We start from the raw sequence: 18,785 nt of genomic DNA on the forward strand, positions 1-18,785 counted from the left end.
CGCAAGTGCGGGAACCGTGCGGCCCACCCCCCGTATGGGCCCCACGGTCCCCGCCGTACCGATGCGGCGCTGGAGCTCAGCTGCCCCGTGTCAGCTGCCTCCGCCGCCGCATCCGCCTCCGCCGCCCCCACAGGACGAGCCACCGCCGCAGGAGTGGCCACCGCCGGACGAGCCGCTGCTGCCGCAGGACGACGAGGAGGACCCGCCGTCGGACGATCCGGACGATCCCGAACCGCTGTCACCCGCGCCCGCCAGCCCTCCGGCGACCCACCAACTGCTGTCGCTGCCACTGCTGTTGTGGCTGCTGGAGCTGCCGCTGCCAGCCGCGCGGCGCGTCCCGCCGCCGCGGCGGGCCCCCGTCACCACGTTCCGCCGACGGCTTCGGCGGGCGGCCAGGGCCGCTCCGACAAAGATGAAGACGACAACCGCCAGGATGATGCCGATGACCATGGCTTCACCCTCCTTCCAGTTCCCCCGAAGCGGCCCCCCGTGGGCGCCTCGCTTGGTGCGTGCGGTGGAGATGCCCCTCCGGCTCATGGGCCAAAGCAGAGTTGAGGAACTCCAGAGCTTGGGCGCAGGATGACCGGCATGACCTCCAGCGCACGCCCCCTCCTCAACCGCCGGCTCGCCGAGTTCGGGACGACGATCTTCGCCGAGATGTCCGCCCTGGCCCTGCGGACCGGATCGATCAACCTGGGCCAGGGCTTCCCCGACACGGACGGGCCCGAGGAGATCAGGGAGGCGGCCGTACGGGCGCTGCGCGACGGCCGCGGCAACCAGTACCCGCCGGGTCCCGGCATCCCCGAGGTGCGCACAGCGATCGCCGCACACCAGCAGCGGCGGTACGGGCTGTCGTACGACCCCGACACCGAGGTGCTGGTCACGGCCGGCGCCACGGAGGCCATCGCCGCGGCGCTGCTCGCGCTCGTGGAGCCCGGTGACGAGGTCGTCGCCTTCGAGCCGTACTACGACTCGTACGCGGCCTGCATCGCGATGGCGGGCGGCACCCGGGTGCCGGTCACCCTGCGCCCGCACGAGGGCAGCTTCCGCCTCGACCTGGACGAACTGCGCGCCGCCGTCACCGACCGCACCCGGCTGCTACTGATCAACACCCCGCACAACCCGACCGGCACCGTCCTCACCCGCGAGGAACTCACGACGATCGCCGAGCTGGCCGTCGAACGCGATCTGCTCGTGGTCACGGACGAGGTGTACGAGCACCTGGTCTTCGACGAGGCCGAACACCTCCCCCTGGCGACCTTCCCGGGAATGCGCGACCGGACGGTCTCGATCGGCTCGGCCGGCAAGACGTTCTCGTTCACCGGCTGGAAGGTGGGCTGGGCGACGGCGGCTCCCGGGCTGATCGCGGCCGTGCGCTCGGCGAAGCAGTACCTGACGTACGTGTCGTCGGGCCCGTTCCAGTACGCCGTAGCCGAAGCGCTCGCGCTCCCCGACAGCTACTTCGCCTCCTTCCGCGAGGACATGCTGGCCCAGCGGGACCTGCTGACGGCGGGGCTGGAGGAGGCGGGTTTCAAGGTCTTCCGCCCGGCGGGCACGTACTTCATCACCACCGACATCCGCCCCCTCGGCGAGACGGACGGCTTCGCCTTCTGCCGCGCCCTGCCGGAACGGGCCGGGGTGGTCGCCATTCCCAACGCCGTCTTCTACGACCATCGGGAGGCGGGCGCCCCCTTCGTACGGTTCGCGTTCTGCAAGCAGCTGAACGTCTTGGACGAGGCGGTGGCCCGCCTCAAGCGGCTCACGTCCTGAGAGACCGAGCCGGACGGCCCGCCCCGTGAGCCGCACGTGCCGACGCGACAGGGCAGTCGTGACGTCCGCACGGCCCAGCTAGGCGTGGTCGTGGGGGCCGCCGGTGTGGGCGAGGGCGCTGGGGGTTCGGCAGCCGACGATCGCCGGGGCCTCCTGGACGAGCGTGTCGTTGGTGAGCGCTTCCACCATGAACAGCGCGAAATCCACCCGGCGCGTCAGATTGCCGGCCAGTACCGGGTCGCCCACGTGCCTGCTCCACACGGGCAGGCCCTGGCTTTCGCCCTCCTCCAGGTTGCTGCCGCGCACCACGGTCCACCGGGTGTCGCTGGCGAACACCCGCCGGCACGCCTCCACCTGGTCGTCGAGCTCGACGGCGCGGACGAGCTTGGCCAGCACGGTGGCGATCCGGACGCCCATTTTGAACATCCGCGAGTACTTGTCCTTGCCGTCGCGCGTGATGTGCCAGCCGCAGGAGAAGACCAGGCGCGCGCCCGGCCGTGCGTGGTCGAGCACCGCCTGGGCCGTGCCCGACGCGTACTGCCGCACACCCCAGGGCGCCAGCACCGTCAACACTCCGTCGCACCCGGCAACCGCCCGCCGGATCACCTCCGGGTCGTTCGTGGGTCCAGGGACGACGGTCATCCGGCCTTCGAACGCGGCCAGCTTCGGCACGCTGCCCTCCCGGCACACGCCGACCACCTCATAGCCGCGCTCCAATGCGTGCCCGACCATGTACTGCCCGAGCTTCCCCGAAGCTCCGACGATGCAGACCTTCTTCACACGATCCGTGCCCATGACGCAGCCCCCTTCGCCGACCTGCTGACCTTATGTTGTAAGGCAAGGTAGCCTTATGCTGTAAGGCGGTCAAGGAGAGCGAAGAAGGAGAGGCGGATGCCCGAGGGAGGCAAGGGCCGGCGCGGGGCGTCGGCGCGCACCCCGCTCAGTCGCGAGCGCGTGATTCGTACGGCGGTGACGGTGGCGGACGAGAAGGGGTCGGCCGCGCTCACCATGCGGGCCATCGCCGAACCGCTGGGGGTCGAGGCGATGTCGCTCTATCACCACGTGGCGGGCAGGGAGGACATCCTCGACGGCATGGTGGACGCGGTGTTCGGCGAGATCGACCTGCCGCCGCGCGACACGGACTGGAAAAGTGCCGTGCGCCACCGAGCGGTCTCCGCCCGTGCCGTCCTACGGCGCCACCCGTGGGCCATCGGCCTGATGGACTCCCGCTCCCAGCCCGGCCCTGCGACCCTGCGCCACCATGACGCCGTCATCGGAGCTTTGCGCGCCGGAGGGTTCTCCGTCCCGATGGCAGCGCACGCCGTCTCACTGATCGACAGCTACCTGTACGGCTTCGTGCTCCAGGAGCTGAGTCTGCCGTTCAGAGGCGCGGCGGAGCTGGACGAGGTCGCGGGCGCCATCCTGCGCGAGATGCCCACCGACGCCTACCCCCACCTCACCGAGCTGGCCACCGAGCACGTCCTCAAGCCCGGCTACGACTACGCCGACGAGTTCGCCTTCGGCCTCACCCTCATCCTCGACGCCCTCCACCCGGACGAGACCGCGAGCGCTCAGTGAGTCCAGAGAAGCCGGTCCTGGACCCCGCCCTTCAGCGGATCCGGGCGGGCTGGGGCCAGGACATTCCAGCCGCTCAACGTGGGGGGACACTGACCGATCGCCTTTCTTCGGGCTCACTCGTGCACCTCGACCGAGCCGAGGTCGACGTCGCGCCGGCAGGCAGGGCCTCCCGTATCGCCTTCGCGGTGGCAGTCGGGTCGTAGTCCTCGGGGACGCCTTCGACCAGGATGATGTCGCCCTCGATGTGCCGCGAGCGCAGCGGCGCTATCTCCTGGTAGGCGGGCGAGTCCCACCAGGCCCGCGCCTCGGCGACCCCGGGAAAGCCGATCATCACGACGTGCCCGGGCCAGTCGCCCTCCTTCACCTCGTGCTGCGTGGCGTGCACGAGGAAGCGGCCGCCGTACGGCTCGAAGGTGGCGGGGATACGCTCGATGTACTCGGCGATCTCCGGGTGCGGGGCGGCCTCTTGCAGGTGAGCTATGACGTAGGCGGGCATGGCGTCCTTCCGGTCGGTCGGGCTCCGTACGCGGATGATCGTGGCATCCGGCTGCGCCGGGGGCGATGACCTGGCAGGTAATCGACTCGAGGCCGAGGTCGAGGGCTCGGTCGCCGCCCTGTGCCGCGAGTGCCGGGAGCAGACCGAACCGGAGGGCGTCGCGTAACGACCACTCACCCCGCACCACGCTCGCCACGCTGCACCGCTCTCTTGAGTACACGGTGGAGGTAGCGGCCGACTTCTACCACGGCGAGATGGAGACGCGCCGACACGACCGCACCGGCACCCCGCCCGGCGAGCGCGGCCTGCTGTTCGGCTATTGGCTTCGCAAGGTGCAGAGCCCGCCCCTCCGCAAACTCTGACCACCGGATCTTCCCGGACCGTTCCCCCACTAGGCCCCGCGTCGCTACAGTTCCCTCGACGCGAGTGAACGGGGGTGGCGTCATGGGGACCAGGACGATTCCGGTCGTGCTCGTACTCGACACCGGAGACGACGACGAAGAGTTCGCCGAGGAACAACTCCAACATCTGATCGCCGAGTTGAGCGAGCTGGACCTCGACAGCATCGACCGGGTGACTCAGGGCCCGCCACCACCGGGCAGCCGCTCCACCGAAGCCGTACAACTGGGCGCGCTCCTCCTCGGCCTCGGCGGCAGCGGCGCCCTGCTCCCGGTGCTCGCCGCCCTGGTCCAGGACTGGCTGAACCGGCGCCGCTCGGGCAACGTCCGCCTCAAGATCGGCGAGGACGAGATCGAGCTGACCGGGGTGAGCGACGAGGTGCAGCAGCGCGCCCTGGAGGAGTTCCTCCGCCGCCACGGGGAGTGACCCGCCGTGGCGAGCCGCGCCCTGATCATCGCCAACAGCACGTACGACGACGACCACTTCGCCACGCTCCCGGCGGCCACCGCGGACGCGGCCGCCCTCGCAGAGGTGCTGGGCGCGCCCGACATCGGCGGCTTCGAGGTCGAGACGCTCGTCGACGTACCCCAACGCCCCGCGATGCGAGCCCTGGAGTCCTTCTTCACCAAGGCCGGCCGCGACGACCTGCTCCTCCTCCACCTCTCCCTGCACGGCTGGAAGGACACCAGGGGCCGCCTGCACTTCATCATGCGGGACACCGAACTCGACTACCTCCGCTCGACGGCCGTCCCGCTCGCCCCGCTGGCAGTCCCTCCGCAACCTCGTCCCCGGGCTACCGTCCGAGTCCCCTGAATCCTGAAACACACCTGAATCCTGAAACCCACCGCAGCGTCCCCTGCCCGAACGGCAAGGTCACCGGGACCTGGGGCAAGACGCCGGCGATAGTCCCGTACGTCGTGGCGCACCTCAGCGTGGGGCGGGCGACAGGTCTGGTTCAACTGATCACGGAGCTGGATGCTGCCCGTCGACACAGCTTGACTCCCCCATTGGGAAGCCACTGGAGTCCAGCGCCATTAGGGCTGTGGCTGAGCGGCTGATCTGGCCTCTGAATGCTTGATTCTGGTACTGCGCGATCACGGCCCAGTTGCCCATGCTCACTCCCCCTCGGCGCCGCGCAGCCAGTCATCCACAGCTCAGCCGCCGGGGCAAGAGCAACGCGGACCGAGGGGCGGCCGCCACGCGGCGACCGAGGCAGCGGCGGCGGCGTGAACGGCGTAGTGAGCGGCGGATCTTGAGCCCCATACGCCCGGTGACGCTCGGTGCGTGATCCCGTACGTTCAGTGCTCACGAGGGTCGCGGACGGCGGCCCCGGCAGGCAGGAGGAATGCCCATGCGTCGTATCGCGCTCACGGTCGGCTCCCTAGTGGCGGCGGGAATGCTGGCCTTCGCGGTCTCGGGCTCCGCCGTCGCGGCCGAGGGAGTGCTCGTCATCAACGAAACGGCGTACGAACAACCCAGCGGCTGCTACGACTCGGACCGCTGGCCCTTGAGCGTCTCCAACCACACGGACGCCATCGCGTACGTCTTCTCGGAGCCGGGCTGTGGCGGCGCGGTCACCGAGGCTGTCCATCCCGGCGAGTCGACGGTCTCCGAGTTCGGCAACAGCGTCTACATCGACTGACACCTCCGGACCGCCCCCACCCACAGCTGACCGCCCGGTCCGCCTGCGGCCCCATGGGCAGTCGCACCCGGTGGGCGGGGGTGACGGGAGATATCGCACGCGGTGGGACGGCGCCGAGTGCGACCCTGGCTGCCGGGGCCCGCCCATGACCTGCTGTTCTCGCAGGTCACGAAGGTCTGGTGACCGCCCTGCACGACGTTGAGTCTTCGTACGGCGCGCGCCCCGGCTGCGGCGGCGGGCCCGGCCCAACGGGTTCGCGGTCGCTGCGGCCGTGCCCGCAGCGGCGGCGTACGAGGTCATCCCCAGGCGCGGAAAGGTTTCCACAGGCTGTGGACAAGCACCGCGCCCCCACCGGCCGCCCGCCCGGCCCGAACAGCCAGAGCCCGGCCCAGACACGCGGCCGTGCTGGCCGGTGCCCTGGCCGGGCTCTGGTTCACCTACGGCGCGTGCCTGGTCGTGATCCCGGACGCGCCTCTTCAAGAGCTTTAAGAGAAGGCCTACTCCTCGTCCTCGGGCTTCTCCGCGTCGTTGATCTCCTGCTCGAGGCCGAGCTGCTCGACGAGCCACTTGTCGAACTCGATCGCGGCACGCACCCAGCTGACCGTCGAGGAGACGAAGTGCTCAAGGCTCACGCCGGTGCCGATCAGCATCTGCGCCTCGCCGATCAGGCGGACCGTGCCGTCGTCGTGGGTGTGGCTGTAGACCTTGGGCCACAGGGTCCGCCGGTTCCAGTCGTCGATGGACTCCAGCAGCAGCGGCTTCTCGTCGATCTTGTGGGGGCGGTCGTAGAACGTCCGCACCGAGAAGACCTGCTGGTCACCCTCGCCACGGAACATGAAATACGTACGGAACTGCTCCCACGGCGCCGCGAGGTCACCCTCGTCGTCGACGACGTACTTGAGCTCCATCTGGTCGAGGAGCTGCTTCACGAGGTCCTGATCCGGGACGACGGGGCCCGCCGGTCCTTGGGGCTGCGGCTCGGGCTGGCCCCCGAAGTTCGGAATCGAGGACGGGTCGATGGTCACCGTGAATTTCCCTTCGTACGGATCCCGCCATCCTCCCCCATGCGGGGAGGGGGGTGGCAACCCCAGCCGGGTCTGTCAGCCCTCGGCTGACTCGATCCGGTCGTCTCATCGCTCTTCCATCCGCTCGATGAGCCGCCATACGCCGGTCGACGGATTGTGTGCGTGGTCCTCACCTGTCGGGTCCAGCTTCCGAGCCCGTTCCACGGCAGCGGTGCGGCCGTCGCGGTAGACGGCGAAGTCGAGGCGCGTCTTGTCGTATCCCGGCACGTGTTTCTGCAGGAGCGGAAGTAACTTCTTGTACGTCGGCATGTGTGCCGTCTGCGAGGCGAAGTGGAGCAGCAGCCACAGCTCGAAGCACGGGTTGGAGACCGCCACCCGGATGCCGGCCTTGCGCGCGGCGATCACCGCCTCCGCCACATCGACGAACTGATCCACGTCGAAGACACACCACACCTCGTCGAAGGTGCCTTTGCTGATGTTCCGCTGCGTCTTGGCGTAGGCGACGAGCTGGGTCGGTGAGCAGGCCTTTCCGCGTACGACGACGGAGACGGCGGGGTTGCGGAGGTGTTCCCGTAAGCCCTGGAGGTACTGGCGTTCCGTCTCCTTGCTGCCGCAGACGACGAGGATCGTCCGAGCGGATCTACGGGTGGGGCCGCGCCGTCGGCCAGACCCCTCACGCGGAAACGGCCTTGCCATGGGCCCCCCAGAATTCCCTGACCACGTCCTCGAGCGCCGTGTCCGGAAGGACAGGAACGGCACCATAGCTGCCCGCCAGATAGCGCCGCTCGAAGTTCTCGCCCTTGCGCGGCTTGAAGTCGCTGAGCGGGTAGAGCTCGGAGGCGCCTGTCTCCGCGCTCTTCTCGACGAACCAGATCTGATCGCGGCGCAGGACCTCTTCGCCGAGCATCGTGCCCAGGAGCGCGGCGTCATGCGTGGTGAAGACCAACTGGGCGCCCAGCGGATTGAGCTCCGGGCTCTGAAAGAGCTTGATGAGCTTGACCGTGAGGAGGGGGTGCAGACTGACGTCGATCTCGTCGATCCAGAGCAGTTCTCCGTCCCCAAGGGACATCAAGGCAAAGCTGACGAGATTCAGCCAGGTCTTGGTGCCGGCCGACTCGTACTTCGCCGGAAGCAGGAACTCCTCCTCCCCCACCCGGTGCACGAATTGCAGGGACCTCGACACAGCCGCTCGGGTCTCTGCCGACTGCTCCTCCCACCATGTCCGGCCCAGGAAATTCTTGGCCTCCGGGTCCTCTTCGCGGCCGGGACGGAGGGCCTGCACTCCGAGGTCGGCCGCCGCCAGGACGTCGGCGCCACGTGCGAGTCCCCGCCGCTCGAAGTTCTCGAACGCTCTGGCGGCATAGGAGCCGGTCCGCGTCAGCGCCTGTCGGCTTCGGTCGTCGATGGAAAAGGAGGCCTGGACACCCCTCCAGACGGCGCTCAGCTTCTCGTGCGCGGTCTGAGCGGCAGCCGACAGGTACAGGCTGTTGGGCCTCAGCACGCGTCCTGCCGCGACCCGCTCACCGGTCAGCGACGCCCCGAAGGTGACGTCCATACCCCGGCGTTCGAAGAGCACTCGCTTGCGCCCCTTGGGGTACGCATACAGCCACTCCTCCTCGACGGCCGTGTCGGAGACCGCGAACCCGTACACGTACCGGACCTCGCTGATCAGCACATCCACGGCGTACGTCGAGGGCTCACGCCTGCTCTCGTGGTCCAGAAGGAACGGCCGCCGCTCGATGGGGGCGTCCGGCAACCACTGAGCCTGCGATTCCCGCACCACCTTGCGGAAGAACCGGTACGCGTCCAGAACCGTCGACTTCCCCGACGCGTTCGCCCCATAGATCGCCGCGACAGTCAGTGCCGGCCGCTCGTCCTCATAGACCGGCACGAGGTTCAGCTCCTGCGGCTCACGCAGTGAGCCATGATTGGCCACCCGAAAGCTCAGCAGCACTCCGGTACCCCACTTCTCGGGCTTGTGAACAAGTGAATCGCTCGATCGGCCTTCTGAAAAGCATGCTAGCCCTTGTTCCCAACCAGAGACAGGCCCGCCACCCACCAGGGTGACGGGCCTGGAAGTGCGGCTCCGCCGCTTACAGCGTCTTCCCCGTCGTCGTGCCAGTCGCCGTGCCAGTCGCCGTGCCAGCCGCAGCGCCCGTCGCCGGCCCCACGATCAGCCCGTCCCCGAACGCATCCACCCGCACCAAGTCCCCGTCCTTGATCTCCCCGGACAGGATCTCCTTCGCGAGGCGATCGCCGATGGCGGTCTGGACGAGGCGGCGGAGCGGCCGGGCGCCGTACGCCGGGTCCATGCCCTCGTCGGCGAGCCAGGCCAGGGCCTCCTCGGTGACCTCCAGGGTGAGGCGGCGTTCGGCGAGGCGCTTGGCCAGGCGGTCGATCTGGAGGCGGGCGATGCGGGTCAGCTCGGCCTTCGTGAGGGCCGAGAAGACCACCAGGTCGTCCAGGCGGTTGAGGAACTCCGGCTTGAAGGAGGCCCGGACCACCTCCAGGACCTGCTCCTTCTTCTCCGCCTCACTCGTCATCGGGTCGACCAGGAACTGGCTGCCCAGGTTCGACGTCAGCACCAGGATCGCGTTGCGGAAGTCGACCGTGCGGCCCTGACCGTCCGTCAGCCGGCCGTCGTCCAGCACTTGGAGGAGGATGTCGAAGACCTCGGGGTGGGCCTTCTCCACCTCGTCCAGCAACACCACGCTGTACGGCCGACGCCGCACCGCCTCCGTCAGCTGGCCGCCCTCCTCGTAGCCGACGTAGCCGGGCGGGGCGCCGACCAGGCGGGCCACGCTGTGCTTCTCGCTGTACTCCGACATGTCGATGCGGACCATCGCCCGCTCGTCGTCGAAGAGGAAGTCGGCGAGGGCCTTGGCGAGCTCGGTCTTGCCGACGCCGGTGGGGCCGAGGAAGAGGAAGGAGCCCGTCGGGCGGTCGGGGTCGGCGATGCCGGCGCGGGTGCGCCGTACCGCGTCCGACACCGCCTGCACGGCCTCCGTCTGGCCGATCAGGCGCTTGCCCAGCTCCTCCTCCATGCGCAGCAGCTTCTGCGTCTCGCCCTCCAGGAGGCGGCCGGCCGGGATGCCGGTCCAGGCGGCGACGACGTCCGCGATGTCGTCGGAGCCGACCTCCTCCTTGACCATGGTGTCCTTGGCGACCTCTTCCTCGGCCGCCGAGGCTTCCTCCAGGTCCCGTTCCAAGGCGGGGATCTCGCCGTAGAGCAGTTTGGACGCGGTGTCGAAGTCGCCGTCGCGCTGGGCGCGTTCGGCCTGGCCGCGCAGTTCGTCCAGCTTCTCCTTCAGTTCACCGACGCGGTTGAGGGACTGCTTCTCCTTCTCCCAGCGGGCGGTCAGGCCGCGCAGCTCCTCCTCCTTGTCGGCGAGGTCGCGGCGCAGCTTCTCCAGGCGCTCGCGGGAGGCCGGGTCGGTCTCCTTCTCCAGCGCCAGCTCCTCCATCTTCAACCGGTCGACGGCACGCTGGAGTTCGTCGATCTCCACCGGGGAGGAGTCGATCTCCATGCGGAGGCGGGAGGCCGCCTCGTCGACCAGGTCGATCGCCTTGTCGGGGAGGAAGCGGGAGGTGATGTAGCGGTCGGAGAGCGTCGCCGCGGCCACCAGCGCGCTGTCGGCGATCTGGACCTTGTGGTGGGCCTCGTAGCGGCCCTTGAGACCGCGCAGGATCGCGATCGTGTCCTCGACGGTCGGCTCGGCGACCATCACCTGCTGGAAGCGCCGCTCCAGAGCCGGGTCCTTCTCGATCCGCTCCCGGTACTCGTCCAGGGTCGTGGCGCCGACCATGCGCAGCTCACCGCGGGCGAGCATGGGCTTGAGCATGTTGCCCGCGTCCATCGCCGAGTCGCCGCCGGCGCCCGCGCCGACGACGGTGTGCAGTTCGTCGATGAAGGTGATGATCTGGCCGTCGGAGTCCTTGATCTCGGCGAGGACGGTCTTCAGGCGCTCCTCGAACTCACCCCGGTACTTGGCGCCCGCGACCATCGCGCCGATGTCGAGCGCGACCAGCCGCTTGTTCTTCAGCGACTCGGGCACGTCACCCTTGACGATCCGCTGGGCGAGCCCCTCCACGACGGCGGTCTTGCCGACGCCGGGCTCACCGATGAGGACGGGGTTGTTCTTCGTACGGCGGGACAACACCTGCACGACCCGGCGGATCTCCTGGTCCCGGCCGATCACCGGGTCCAGCTTGCCCTCCCGCGCGGCGGCCGTGAAGTCGGTGCCGAACTTCTCCAGGGCCTTGTACTGTCCCTCGGGGTCGGCGGTGGTCACCCGGCGCCCGCCGCGGGCCTTCTGGAACGCTTCCAGCAGCTTCTTCGCGCTCGCCCCCTGCCCGGACAGCACGTCACCGGCCGCGCCCCCCTTGGCGGCGATGCCGATGAGCAGGTGCTCGGTGGACAGGTACTCGTCCCCCAGCTCCTGCGCCTTCGCCTGCGCTTCGGCGATGACGGCGAGCAGCTCGCGGTTGGGCTGCGGGGGCGCGACGGTGGACCCGGTCACGCTGGGCAGACCGGCGAGAACCTTCTCCGCCCCGGCGCGTACGGCGGCCTGGTCGGCGTCGACCGCGGCCAGCAGGTCGATGATGTTCTCGTTGTCCTGCCCCTGGAGCAGAGCGAGGAGCAGGTGAGCGGGGGTGAGATCCGGGTGCCCCTCGGACACGGCGCGGTTGCCGGCCGCGTTGATCGCGTCCCGGCTCCTGTTGGTCAGCTCGGCGTCCACGTTCGCTTTCTCCTCCTTGCGTCAGCCGTGACCCAATCAACGTACACAAAGTTGAGTCTATTCCACTCAAGATGCGGCGCGGGAGCCGGGAGGCGGCTAAATTCCGGGCCCATGACCGCATACCCACAGGATCCCGGCGCTCCCGACGCGCCCTACCTCAGCTTCTGGCGCGAACACCACCTGTGCACGCTGACGACCCCGCGCCCGGACGGCAGCCCGCACGTGGTGCCCGTCGGAGTGACATACGACCCCGAGGCGCGCCTTGCTCGGGTCATAGCCAACAAGACCAGCACGAAGGTGGGGCATGTGCTGGCCGCCGGGCCGGAAGGGGCGCGGGTGGCAGTGTGCCAGGTGGCCGGGCGGCGGTGGGCGACGCTGGAGGGCCGGGCCTTCGTCCGCACCGATCCGGATCGGGTCGCGGAGGCGGTACGGAGATATGCGGAACGCTACGAACGCACGCCCGCGCCGAACCCGTCCCGGGTGGTGATCGAGATCCACTTGACGCGGGCGATGGGGCGGGGCTGAGGGCGGCGACGGGTGGTGCGACGGGTGGGGCTGGGGTGGCGCCCAGAAAAACGCATGGACGGTCGGTATCGGTCGGTAAAAAGACTTCCGTGATCGACTGCTTTCAGCCACCGCCAGATTCATCCGAAACCCGGAAATGTCCCATAAAACTGCAGCGGCGTCACCGTGTTCAGGTCACGGTGACGCCGCTGCGGGGGGAAGCACCTGAGCGATTTGTTACGACGGGGGAATCGCGTCAGGCACTGCGGGGGGTGGCTATGGTTCGTGGTGGCGGAGTGTCCGACTCCACCAGTCGGTGGTCCCGCTGGTCCAGGTTCACAAAGATCATTCCGTACCGGATGGCACACCGCACGGGCTGCGGCGCACCGCGCGGCTTGCGCAGGCACCGATAGGCCCGTACGTCCTCGTCCTCGTCCCGCGTCACGACCACCGGCTCACCGAAGACAGTCACCATCAACGAGTCACCGGCGTGGGGGATCGCGGTGGCCAGGTCGATGAAGTGCCAGCCGGAGCGGTAGGCCGTGGCCATTTCGCGGCGGAAGGAGCGGTCGTCAGGTGGAGTGGTCATGGTCAGTCCCAGACGCTGTCGCCCGGTGCGAGTGGGGCTTCTTCGGCCGCGGGCGCGGCCACCACTGTCACTGACGTCACATCATCGGCTTGCGTGTCACCCTTCACAGCAGAGAGGCCATTCATGGTTCCGAAGGCCACAACGGCGGAGAAGGCGGCGACAAGCACCGAGCGAAGCATTCTCTTCCTCATAGCTGGCTTCGTCCTCACTTGAAGGTCCCCTCTTCCCCCGTCGGATAAGACGATGGCTCATTCAGGCACGTCATGGCCACCCGATCGGTGCATCATGTTCCTGCATGTTCAGGACCCTGGGGGGTGGAGATTTGACAACGAATCGGACCAAGGCGACACATCCCCATGCCATCACTGAACTGTGCGAAGAGGGGGGACGTCTCTATGCGAACGCCCTGCGGACAGGACGTATCGCCCGCGCGGATGTGGAGCCCGCTCCCTGCCTGATGGAGTTCGCCCTCCTGCACCCCGATCCCGACGACGTGAACTGGCTGCGCCCGGTTCCCCCCTCGGTCGCGCTGGCCCGGCGGCTCAATCCGATCGAGCGCGAGATCACCGAACGCCGGCAGACCTCGATCGAGCTGGCCGAGGCATTCGAACCGTTCATGGCCCTCAGCGCGGGCGGCGCCGAGCCCACCCACTCGATCACGGTGCTGGAGGGGCTCGAACGTATAAACGCCGCCCTCGACCTGGCCACGGCCCAGTGCCAGATCGAGATGCTCACGGTCCAGCCGAGCGGCCGCCGACGCCCCGAGAACAGACTCATCGAGGGGCTGGAACGCGACAGGCCACTGATCGAGCGAGGTGTGCGGATCCGGACCCTCTACCAACACACCGCCCGCTACAGCCCCGAGCGGCTGGCCTACATGGACCGCTTCACCGACGGGAAGGTGGAGTACCGCACCATCGACGAACTCGTCGAGCGGCTCATCATCTGCGACGAGACCGTCGCCTTCATCCCCGTCCGCGACGACCGGCAGGTGGCGCTGGAGCTACGGCACCCGGGGCTCGTCGGCTACCTGGTCAAGGTCTTCGAGTTCATGTGGAACCGCGCGGTCCCGCTGACCGCCGGCACCCCCTACGAGACCGCCCCCGACGGCATCACCGACATCCAGCACTCCATCGCCAAGCTGCTGGTCGAGGGCCACGTCGACGAGGCGATAGCCCGCCGCCTCGGCATGAACGTCCGTACGTGCCGCGCCCACATAGCCAAACTCGCCACCGCCCTGGGCAGCGGCAGCCGCGCCCAGCTCGGCTACCTCATAGCGCAGTCCGGGATTCTGCAGCAGGATCCCGGAACGGGGTGACCTCGGCGGGACGGCGGGCCGGGCCGTCCAGGCCCACCTGGGCGATGCGCACGCCGAGTTGGGTACGGCTGGCCGCGCCCAGCGTCTCCGACAGACGGGCGATGTGCGCGCGGCAGGTACGGACGCTTATGCCCAGGCGTTCCGCGATCACCGCGTCCTGGTGGCCCTCCGCCAGCAGCGCCGCGATGGACCGCTCCCGGTGCGAGATGCCCTCGATGCCGGTGTCGGGCAGCGGGGCGGTGAGCGGGATCGCCAGCCGCCACAGCCGTTCGAACACCGTGCCCAGGTACTCGACGAGGGCCGGGTGGCGCAGTTCCAGGGCGAGGGTGCGGTCGGCGTTGGCGGGGATGAAGGCGACCGTACGGTCGAAGAGGATCAGGCGGTCGATCACCTCGTCCAAGGTGCGCGCCTGCACCGCGCCGCCCATCAGCTCCAGGTAGTTGAGCAGGCCCTGACCGTGCCTGGCCACGTGCGTGTACAGGTCCCGCATGCGCACCCCGCGCCCGCGCAGCGCGAGCGCCCGGTGCAGGCCCTCCGTCAGCTCGTGCTCGGGGCGGATGCCGCCGGGCTGGACGGTGAGGACCTCGGTCGTGCACGCCTCCGTCGCCTCGTCCATCGCGGCCTGGATACGGGACAGGCCGTCCAGGACCCGGATCGCGCTGCCCTCCGCGGCGGCGGCCGGCAGCCGCGGGCCGAGACCGGCGTACCACTCGAAGGCGGCCACCGCCGAGCCCACCCGCCGCTGGCTCGCGCTGACCTCGTCGTACACCCCGCGCAGCAGCCGCGTCATGACCTCCTGCGGGGCCGTCGGCACCAGCCAGTCCATGTCGTCGGGGTCCGGGTGCAGCAGGGCCAGCTCGAGGAGGCAGGGCACGGCATCCGCATCCGCGCGCGACACGCGACCGCGCCGTACGGCCCGGGAATACACGCGATCCCCGACCCCGCACAGTCGGTCAGCACCGTGGGGATGCTCGTCCGTCCCGTGCCCGGCCATCGCCCCGTCCCACCCCCCGTTCCAGCTCTTCCGCAGCGCCACTATGCGCGGACCGTACCGGGTCCGCAACACGGCTCCCCGCGCCACCGGCACCGGAAAGCACCCGTACGACCCGCTATTTCCAGGCCTCCGCCCGCTCCGTTGCAACAAGCTGATGGTGGTGTCCTGCATCGGCCGAATACCCGCCGAACCCGCCCCGGAACCCGGGGGGTGCCGAGTGCCCGGCGACACGGGCGGTCGCGGACGCGCCCGTTCCGCACGTGAGCTGCCTGAAATCCCGCAGAGATCGCCGCGTTACATACCGCACTTAACGTCAGGCCATGGCGGACATATTTGACGCGTACGCGTTGGCCGACGCGTGGGACGAGATGTTTGAGCGGCCGGGTGAGGTCAGGACCGCCTATGAGCCGGTGCTGGCGGCACTTCAGCCGATCGAGCCGAGTGAACTGCGCTTCCGGGCGGACCAGATGGCCCGGGCGTTCACGGACCGGGGCGTGACCTACGCCTTCGCGGGCGAGGAGCGGCCGTGGCCGCTGGACCTCGTGCCCAGGATCCTCGACGCCCTCGAATGGGATCTCATACAACGCGGCGTGAGCCAGAGAGTCAGGGCCCTGGAGGCCTATCTCGCCGACGCCTACGGCCCGGCCCGCGCCTTCGAGGACGGCGTCGTGCCCTGGCGGCTGCTGCTCAACTCCCCCCACTTCCACCGCGCGGCCCACGGCGTCGAACCTCCGGGCGGGGTGCGCATCCACGTGGCCGGCATCGACCTCGTACGGGACGAGGCCGGGGACTTCCGGGTCCTGGAGGACAACGTGCGGGTGCCCAGCGGGGTCTCGTACGTCATCGAGAACCGCCGGGCGATGACCCGGATCTTCCCCTCCCTCTTCGCCGAGCAGCACGTCCTGCCCGTCGACGGCTACTGCCACCGGCTGCTCGCCGCCCTGCGCGCCGCCGCTCCCGACGGCACCCAGGACCCGCGGGTCGTCGTCCTGACGCCCGGCCCCAGCAACGCCGCCTACTTCGAACACGCCCTGCTCGCCCGGCTGATGGGCGTGCAGCTGGTCGAGGGGCACGATCTGCTCTGCCGGAACAACCGGGTGTGGATGCGGACCACACGCGGCGAGGTGCCCGTCCATGTCGTATACCGGCGCCTCGACGACGACTTCCTCGATCCGCTGCACTGCCGCCCCGACTCGGTGATCGGCTGCCCCGGCATCCTCAGCGCGGCCATGGCCGGAAACGTGACCCTCGCCAACGCGGTCGGCAACGGCATCGCGGACGACAAGCTCCTGTACACGTTCGTGCCGGACCTGATCCGCTACTACCTCTCCGAGGAACCGATTCTGCCCAACGTGGAGTCCTTCCGGCCGGACGAACCAGGCCAGCTGGACGCGGTCCTCGACCAGATCGACCAGCTGGTCATCAAGCCCGTCGACGGGGCCGGCGGGCAGGGCATCGTCATCGGGCCGAAGGCCGACGCCGAGACACTGGAGCGCACCCGCAGGGCCGTCATCGACGACCCGCGCGGCTTCATCGCCCAGCGGCCCGTCGCCCTGTCGACCTCCCCCACCCTCGCGGGGGACCGTATGGCGCCGCGCCACATAGACCTACGGCCCTTCGCCGTCAACGACGGCAACGACGTCTGGGTCCTCCCGGGCGGCCTGACCCGGGTCGCCCTCCAGGAGGGCAACCTGATCGTCAACTCCAGCCAGGGCGGCGGCTCGAAGGACACCTGGGTACTGGCGGAAGGGCCGGCTCAGACCCCCGCGCCCCTGAGCGCCGGCTCTCCCCTCGACGTCGCGCCCCGCCAGCTGGGACCCGACGGCACCCCCACCGTCGTACAGGAAGGGGCGCAACAACAGTGAACGACGTGATCCTCTCCCGCATAGCCGAGGCCCTGACCTGGACCGGCCGCTATGTCGAGCGGGCCGACGCCACGGGCCGCATCCTCGACGCCTATCTGCACCGCATGCTGGAGGACCCCTGGCGCGACGAGAACGTGGCCTGCCGGTCGCTGTACGCGATCCTCGGCATGGAGGCGGGCGACGAACGCGTCGACATGCAGCAGGTCCTCGACCAGCTGGCCTTCGACTCCCGTTCGACCGGCTCCATCGAGGGCGCGCTGGGCGCGGCGCGGCTGAACGCGCGCAGTGCCCGCGAGGCGGTGTCGTCGGAGATGTGGGAGTGCCTCAACTCGACGTGGCACGCGCTGGAGGACCAGCGGCTGGCGGCGCGGCGGACGGGTCCGTACGCGTATCTGGAGCTGGTACGCCGCCGGGCGGCCCTCTTCTTCGGACTCGCCGACTCGACGATGAGCCGGGACGACAGCTGGCGTTTCGTCGTCCTGGGCCGGAGCCTGGAACGGGTGGACATGACCGTACGACTGCTCGCGGTGCGCGTGCTGGACGCCCCGCACGCGCCCGACTGGCCGACCCTGCTCAGCGCGTCCGGCGCCGACGAGGCGTACGCGCGCGTGTACGGCGGCTTCGGCGACACTCCGCGCGTGGCCGAATTCCTGCTCCTGGACCGGGACTTCCCGCGCTCCGCGCTGCACGCGCTGACGACGGCGGAGGAGTGCCTGTCCTCGCTCGGCCGCCCCCGCCAGGACCCGGCGCGCCGCCCGATCGGCCGGATGCGCACCCGCCTGGAGTATCTGGACTCACAGGCACTGGAAGACCAACTGCCTCTGCTGCTACGGGACTTGCAGCAGTCCTGCATGGCGTCGGCCGACGCCGTGGCGGAGCGGTTCTTCCCCTATCAGGGGCCCGTCGAGTGGGCCCAGGAAGGTGCCTGAGATGACCATGATGACCACGCTGACCACCCAGGGCGTCCGCCGCCTGCGTATCCGGCACGTCACCCGGGTCTCGTACGCCCAGGCCGCGGTCTCCTCGCACAACGAGCTCCGCATGACCCCGCTGACGCTGCCCGGCCAGACCACCCTGGACGCCCGGGTCACCATCAGCCCGACGGCCGCCACCTGGTCGTACTGGGACTACTGGGGCACCCAGGTCACCGGCTTCGACCTCATGGACCCGCACGCGGACCTCACCATCACCGCCTCCAGCCTGGTCGAGACCCAGCCGCCGGGAGCCCTGCCGGCCGCGCCGACCTGGCCGCACATCGCCGATGAGACGGCACGCACCCGCCTGCTGGAATTCGCGGCCGCGACTCCCCGTACGACGGTCCCCGACGAGCTCCACGACCTGGCGAGGGACGCGGCGGCGGGCCTCGACCCGCACGAGACCGCCATCGCCGTATCGTCCCTGATCGCCGACCGGGTGACCTTCCTCCCCGGCGTGACGAACGTGAACACCGCCCCCGCCGAGGCCTGGGAACAGGGCGCGGGCGTCTGCCAGGACATCGCCCACCTCACCATCGCCATGCTGCGGGGCCTGGGCCTGCCCACCCGATACGTGTCGGGGTATTTGCATCCGGAACGTGAGGCCGAGCTCCACCGCCCGGTGGCCGGGCAGTCCCACGCCTGGGTCGAGTACTGGGCGGGCGACTGGTGCGGCTACGACCCCACGAACCGGACGAGGGCCGACGAGTCCCATGTCGTGGTCGGCCGGGGACGGGACTACGACGACGTCACTCCGCACAAGGGGGTGTACCGGGGGGTGGCCGGGGGCCCGCCGGAGGTGACGGTGGAGTTCACGCGGGTGGCGTGAGCGGACGGGTGGCCGCCGGTGGGCGGGCGGCGGCCGGTGGGCGGGCGGCGGCCGGTGGCCGGT

General features: G+C 69.7%; 20 protein-coding genes and 1 pseudogene. 12 read left to right on the top strand and 9 right to left on the bottom strand.

What is annotated here, in order from left to right:
• Positions 1-90: 90 nt before the first annotated feature.
• Positions 91-450 carry a hypothetical protein gene (locus CLM62_RS20865; protein WP_095751413.1) on the bottom strand — a complete coding sequence of 120 codons (360 nt, stop codon included), beginning with the start codon at positions 448-450 and terminating at the stop codon, positions 91-93.
• Between the two features lie 129 nt (positions 451-579).
• Here CLM62_RS20865 and CLM62_RS20870 point away from each other — a divergent pair, with 129 nt between their 5' ends.
• Positions 580-1,770, top strand: coding sequence for a pyridoxal phosphate-dependent aminotransferase (locus CLM62_RS20870; protein ID WP_095751414.1), 1,191 nt, complete (start codon positions 580-582; stop codon positions 1,768-1,770).
• 78 nt (positions 1,771-1,848) lie between these two features.
• On the opposite strand, the gene CLM62_RS20875 is transcribed toward CLM62_RS20870, so the two are convergent.
• Positions 1,849-2,565: an NAD(P)-dependent oxidoreductase gene (locus CLM62_RS20875; RefSeq protein WP_095751415.1), complete on the bottom strand. Its 717-nt coding sequence runs from the start codon at positions 2,563-2,565 to the stop codon at positions 1,849-1,851.
• A gap of 96 nt (positions 2,566-2,661) precedes the next feature.
• Here CLM62_RS20875 and CLM62_RS20880 point away from each other — a divergent pair, with 96 nt between their 5' ends.
• Positions 2,662-3,348: a TetR/AcrR family transcriptional regulator gene (locus CLM62_RS20880; protein WP_095751416.1), complete on the top strand. Its 687-nt coding sequence runs from the start codon at positions 2,662-2,664 to the stop codon at positions 3,346-3,348.
• A 154-nt stretch (positions 3,349-3,502) separates the two neighbouring features.
• Here CLM62_RS20880 and CLM62_RS20885 read toward each other — a convergent pair.
• Positions 3,503-3,844: pseudogene (locus CLM62_RS20885) on the bottom strand (DUF1330 domain-containing protein); the annotation flags it as partial.
• A gap of 34 nt (positions 3,845-3,878) precedes the next feature.
• Here CLM62_RS20885 and CLM62_RS51640 point away from each other — a divergent pair.
• The 5 genes from CLM62_RS51640 (at position 3,879) to CLM62_RS20900 (ending at position 5,885) form a co-directional block, all read left to right on the top strand.
• A complete protein-coding gene (locus CLM62_RS51640; RefSeq protein WP_257003964.1) occupies positions 3,879-4,010 on the top strand; it encodes a hypothetical protein in 132 nt (43 codons plus the stop codon).
• A gap of 55 nt (positions 4,011-4,065) precedes the next feature.
• The gene (locus tag CLM62_RS50120) at positions 4,066-4,206 is read left to right on the top strand and encodes a hypothetical protein (protein ID WP_179382157.1); all 141 of its coding nucleotides are present in this window, start codon (positions 4,066-4,068) and stop codon (positions 4,204-4,206) included.
• Between the two features lie 82 nt (positions 4,207-4,288).
• Complete coding sequence (locus CLM62_RS20890) at positions 4,289-4,669, top strand: hypothetical protein (RefSeq protein ID WP_095751418.1); 381 nt, start codon at positions 4,289-4,291, stop codon at positions 4,667-4,669.
• Positions 4,670-4,675: 6 nt separating this feature from the next.
• Positions 4,676-5,056, top strand: a complete 381-nt coding sequence (locus CLM62_RS20895; protein WP_095751419.1) for a caspase family protein — start codon at positions 4,676-4,678, stop codon at positions 5,054-5,056.
• Positions 5,057-5,594: 538 nt separating this feature from the next.
• The gene (locus CLM62_RS20900) at positions 5,595-5,885 is read left to right on the top strand and encodes a hypothetical protein (protein WP_095751420.1); all 291 of its coding nucleotides are present in this window, start codon (positions 5,595-5,597) and stop codon (positions 5,883-5,885) included.
• A 497-nt stretch (positions 5,886-6,382) separates the two neighbouring features.
• Here CLM62_RS20900 and CLM62_RS20910 read toward each other — a convergent pair whose 3' ends face one another.
• The 4 genes from CLM62_RS20910 to clpB all read right to left on the bottom strand — a co-directional run bounded on the left by CLM62_RS20910 (position 6,383) and on the right by clpB (position 11,649).
• Entirely contained in the window at positions 6,383-6,910 is a 528-nt protein-coding gene (locus CLM62_RS20910; RefSeq protein ID WP_095751422.1) for a YbjN domain-containing protein, read from the bottom strand.
• Between the two features lie 105 nt (positions 6,911-7,015).
• The gene (locus tag CLM62_RS20915; RefSeq protein ID WP_095751423.1) at positions 7,016-7,606 is read right to left on the bottom strand and encodes an RloB family protein; all 591 of its coding nucleotides are present in this window, start codon (positions 7,604-7,606) and stop codon (positions 7,016-7,018) included.
• Entirely contained in the window at positions 7,584-8,801 is a 1,218-nt protein-coding gene (locus CLM62_RS20920; RefSeq protein WP_179382168.1) for an ATP-binding protein, read from the bottom strand. Before CLM62_RS20920 ends, CLM62_RS20915 begins: the two co-directional genes overlap by 23 nt.
• 202 nt (positions 8,802-9,003) lie before the next feature.
• Positions 9,004-11,649 carry an ATP-dependent chaperone ClpB gene (gene clpB, locus CLM62_RS20925; RefSeq protein WP_095751425.1) on the bottom strand — a complete coding sequence of 882 codons (2,646 nt, stop codon included), beginning with the start codon at positions 11,647-11,649 and terminating at the stop codon, positions 9,004-9,006.
• A gap of 111 nt (positions 11,650-11,760) precedes the next feature.
• Here clpB and CLM62_RS20930 point away from each other — a divergent pair, with 111 nt between their 5' ends.
• Complete coding sequence (locus CLM62_RS20930; protein WP_095751426.1) at positions 11,761-12,174, top strand: pyridoxamine 5'-phosphate oxidase family protein; 414 nt, start codon at positions 11,761-11,763, stop codon at positions 12,172-12,174.
• Between the two features lie 235 nt (positions 12,175-12,409).
• On the opposite strand, the gene CLM62_RS20935 is transcribed toward CLM62_RS20930, so the two are convergent.
• On the bottom strand, positions 12,410-12,742 hold the full coding sequence (locus CLM62_RS20935; protein WP_095751427.1) for a hypothetical protein: 333 nt from the start codon (positions 12,740-12,742) through the stop codon (positions 12,410-12,412).
• Positions 12,743-13,037: 295 nt separating this feature from the next.
• Here CLM62_RS20935 and CLM62_RS20940 point away from each other — a divergent pair, with 295 nt between their 5' ends.
• A complete protein-coding gene (locus CLM62_RS20940) occupies positions 13,038-14,060 on the top strand; it encodes a helix-turn-helix transcriptional regulator (RefSeq protein ID WP_257003966.1) in 1,023 nt (340 codons plus the stop codon).
• Here CLM62_RS20940 and CLM62_RS20945 read toward each other — a convergent pair.
• Positions 14,014-15,054, bottom strand: a complete 1,041-nt coding sequence (locus CLM62_RS20945) for a helix-turn-helix transcriptional regulator (protein WP_095751429.1) — start codon at positions 15,052-15,054, stop codon at positions 14,014-14,016. The genes CLM62_RS20940 and CLM62_RS20945 overlap by 47 nt on opposite strands.
• 320 nt (positions 15,055-15,374) lie before the next feature.
• Between CLM62_RS20945 and CLM62_RS20950 the strand changes: the two genes are divergently transcribed.
• From CLM62_RS20950 to CLM62_RS20960, 3 genes are read left to right on the top strand one after another with little or no spacing between them, the layout of a single operon-like run.
• Positions 15,375-16,919 (top strand): circularly permuted type 2 ATP-grasp protein, encoded by a 1,545-nt coding sequence (locus tag CLM62_RS20950; protein ID WP_095751430.1) that lies wholly within the window; start codon positions 15,375-15,377, stop codon positions 16,917-16,919.
• Positions 16,916-17,848, top strand: a complete 933-nt coding sequence (locus CLM62_RS20955) for an alpha-E domain-containing protein (protein ID WP_095751431.1) — start codon at positions 16,916-16,918, stop codon at positions 17,846-17,848. Before CLM62_RS20950 ends, CLM62_RS20955 begins: the two co-directional genes overlap by 4 nt.
• A gap of 1 nt (position 17,849) precedes the next feature.
• A complete protein-coding gene (locus tag CLM62_RS20960; RefSeq protein WP_095751432.1) occupies positions 17,850-18,722 on the top strand; it encodes a transglutaminase family protein in 873 nt (290 codons plus the stop codon).
• The last annotated feature ends 63 nt before the right edge of the window (positions 18,723-18,785 follow it).

Origin of the sequence: Streptomyces sp. SA15 (genome assembly GCF_002291145.1) — a bacterium.
Classification (GTDB): Bacteria; Actinomycetota; Actinomycetes; order Streptomycetales; family Streptomycetaceae; genus Streptomyces.

What these genes read in the sequence shown, in the direction of transcription:
- CLM62_RS20865 (WP_095751413.1), bottom strand. Translation starts at nt 450, where the DNA reads ATGGTCATCGGCATCATCCTGGCGGTTGTCGTCTTCATCTTTGTCGGA.
- CLM62_RS20870 (WP_095751414.1), top strand. Translation starts at nt 580, where the DNA reads ATGACCGGCATGACCTCCAGCGCACGCCCCCTCCTCAACCGCCGGCTC.
- CLM62_RS20875 (WP_095751415.1), bottom strand. Translation starts at nt 2,565, where the DNA reads ATGGGCACGGATCGTGTGAAGAAGGTCTGCATCGTCGGAGCTTCGGGG.
- CLM62_RS20880 (WP_095751416.1), top strand. Translation starts at nt 2,662, where the DNA reads ATGCCCGAGGGAGGCAAGGGCCGGCGCGGGGCGTCGGCGCGCACCCCG.
- CLM62_RS51640 (WP_257003964.1), top strand. Translation starts at nt 3,879, where the DNA reads ATGATCGTGGCATCCGGCTGCGCCGGGGGCGATGACCTGGCAGGTAAT.
- CLM62_RS20890 (WP_095751418.1), top strand. Translation starts at nt 4,289, where the DNA reads ATGGGGACCAGGACGATTCCGGTCGTGCTCGTACTCGACACCGGAGAC.
- CLM62_RS20900 (WP_095751420.1), top strand. Translation starts at nt 5,595, where the DNA reads ATGCGTCGTATCGCGCTCACGGTCGGCTCCCTAGTGGCGGCGGGAATG.
- CLM62_RS20915 (WP_095751423.1), bottom strand. Translation starts at nt 7,606, where the DNA reads ATGGCAAGGCCGTTTCCGCGTGAGGGGTCTGGCCGACGGCGCGGCCCC.
- CLM62_RS20930 (WP_095751426.1), top strand. Translation starts at nt 11,761, where the DNA reads ATGACCGCATACCCACAGGATCCCGGCGCTCCCGACGCGCCCTACCTC.
- CLM62_RS20935 (WP_095751427.1), bottom strand. Translation starts at nt 12,742, where the DNA reads ATGACCACTCCACCTGACGACCGCTCCTTCCGCCGCGAAATGGCCACG.
- CLM62_RS20940 (WP_257003966.1), top strand. Translation starts at nt 13,038, where the DNA reads ATGTTCAGGACCCTGGGGGGTGGAGATTTGACAACGAATCGGACCAAG.
- CLM62_RS20945 (WP_095751429.1), bottom strand. Translation starts at nt 15,054, where the DNA reads ATGGCCGGGCACGGGACGGACGAGCATCCCCACGGTGCTGACCGACTG.
- CLM62_RS20950 (WP_095751430.1), top strand. Translation starts at nt 15,375, where the DNA reads ATGGCGGACATATTTGACGCGTACGCGTTGGCCGACGCGTGGGACGAG.
- CLM62_RS20960 (WP_095751432.1), top strand. Translation starts at nt 17,850, where the DNA reads ATGACCATGATGACCACGCTGACCACCCAGGGCGTCCGCCGCCTGCGT.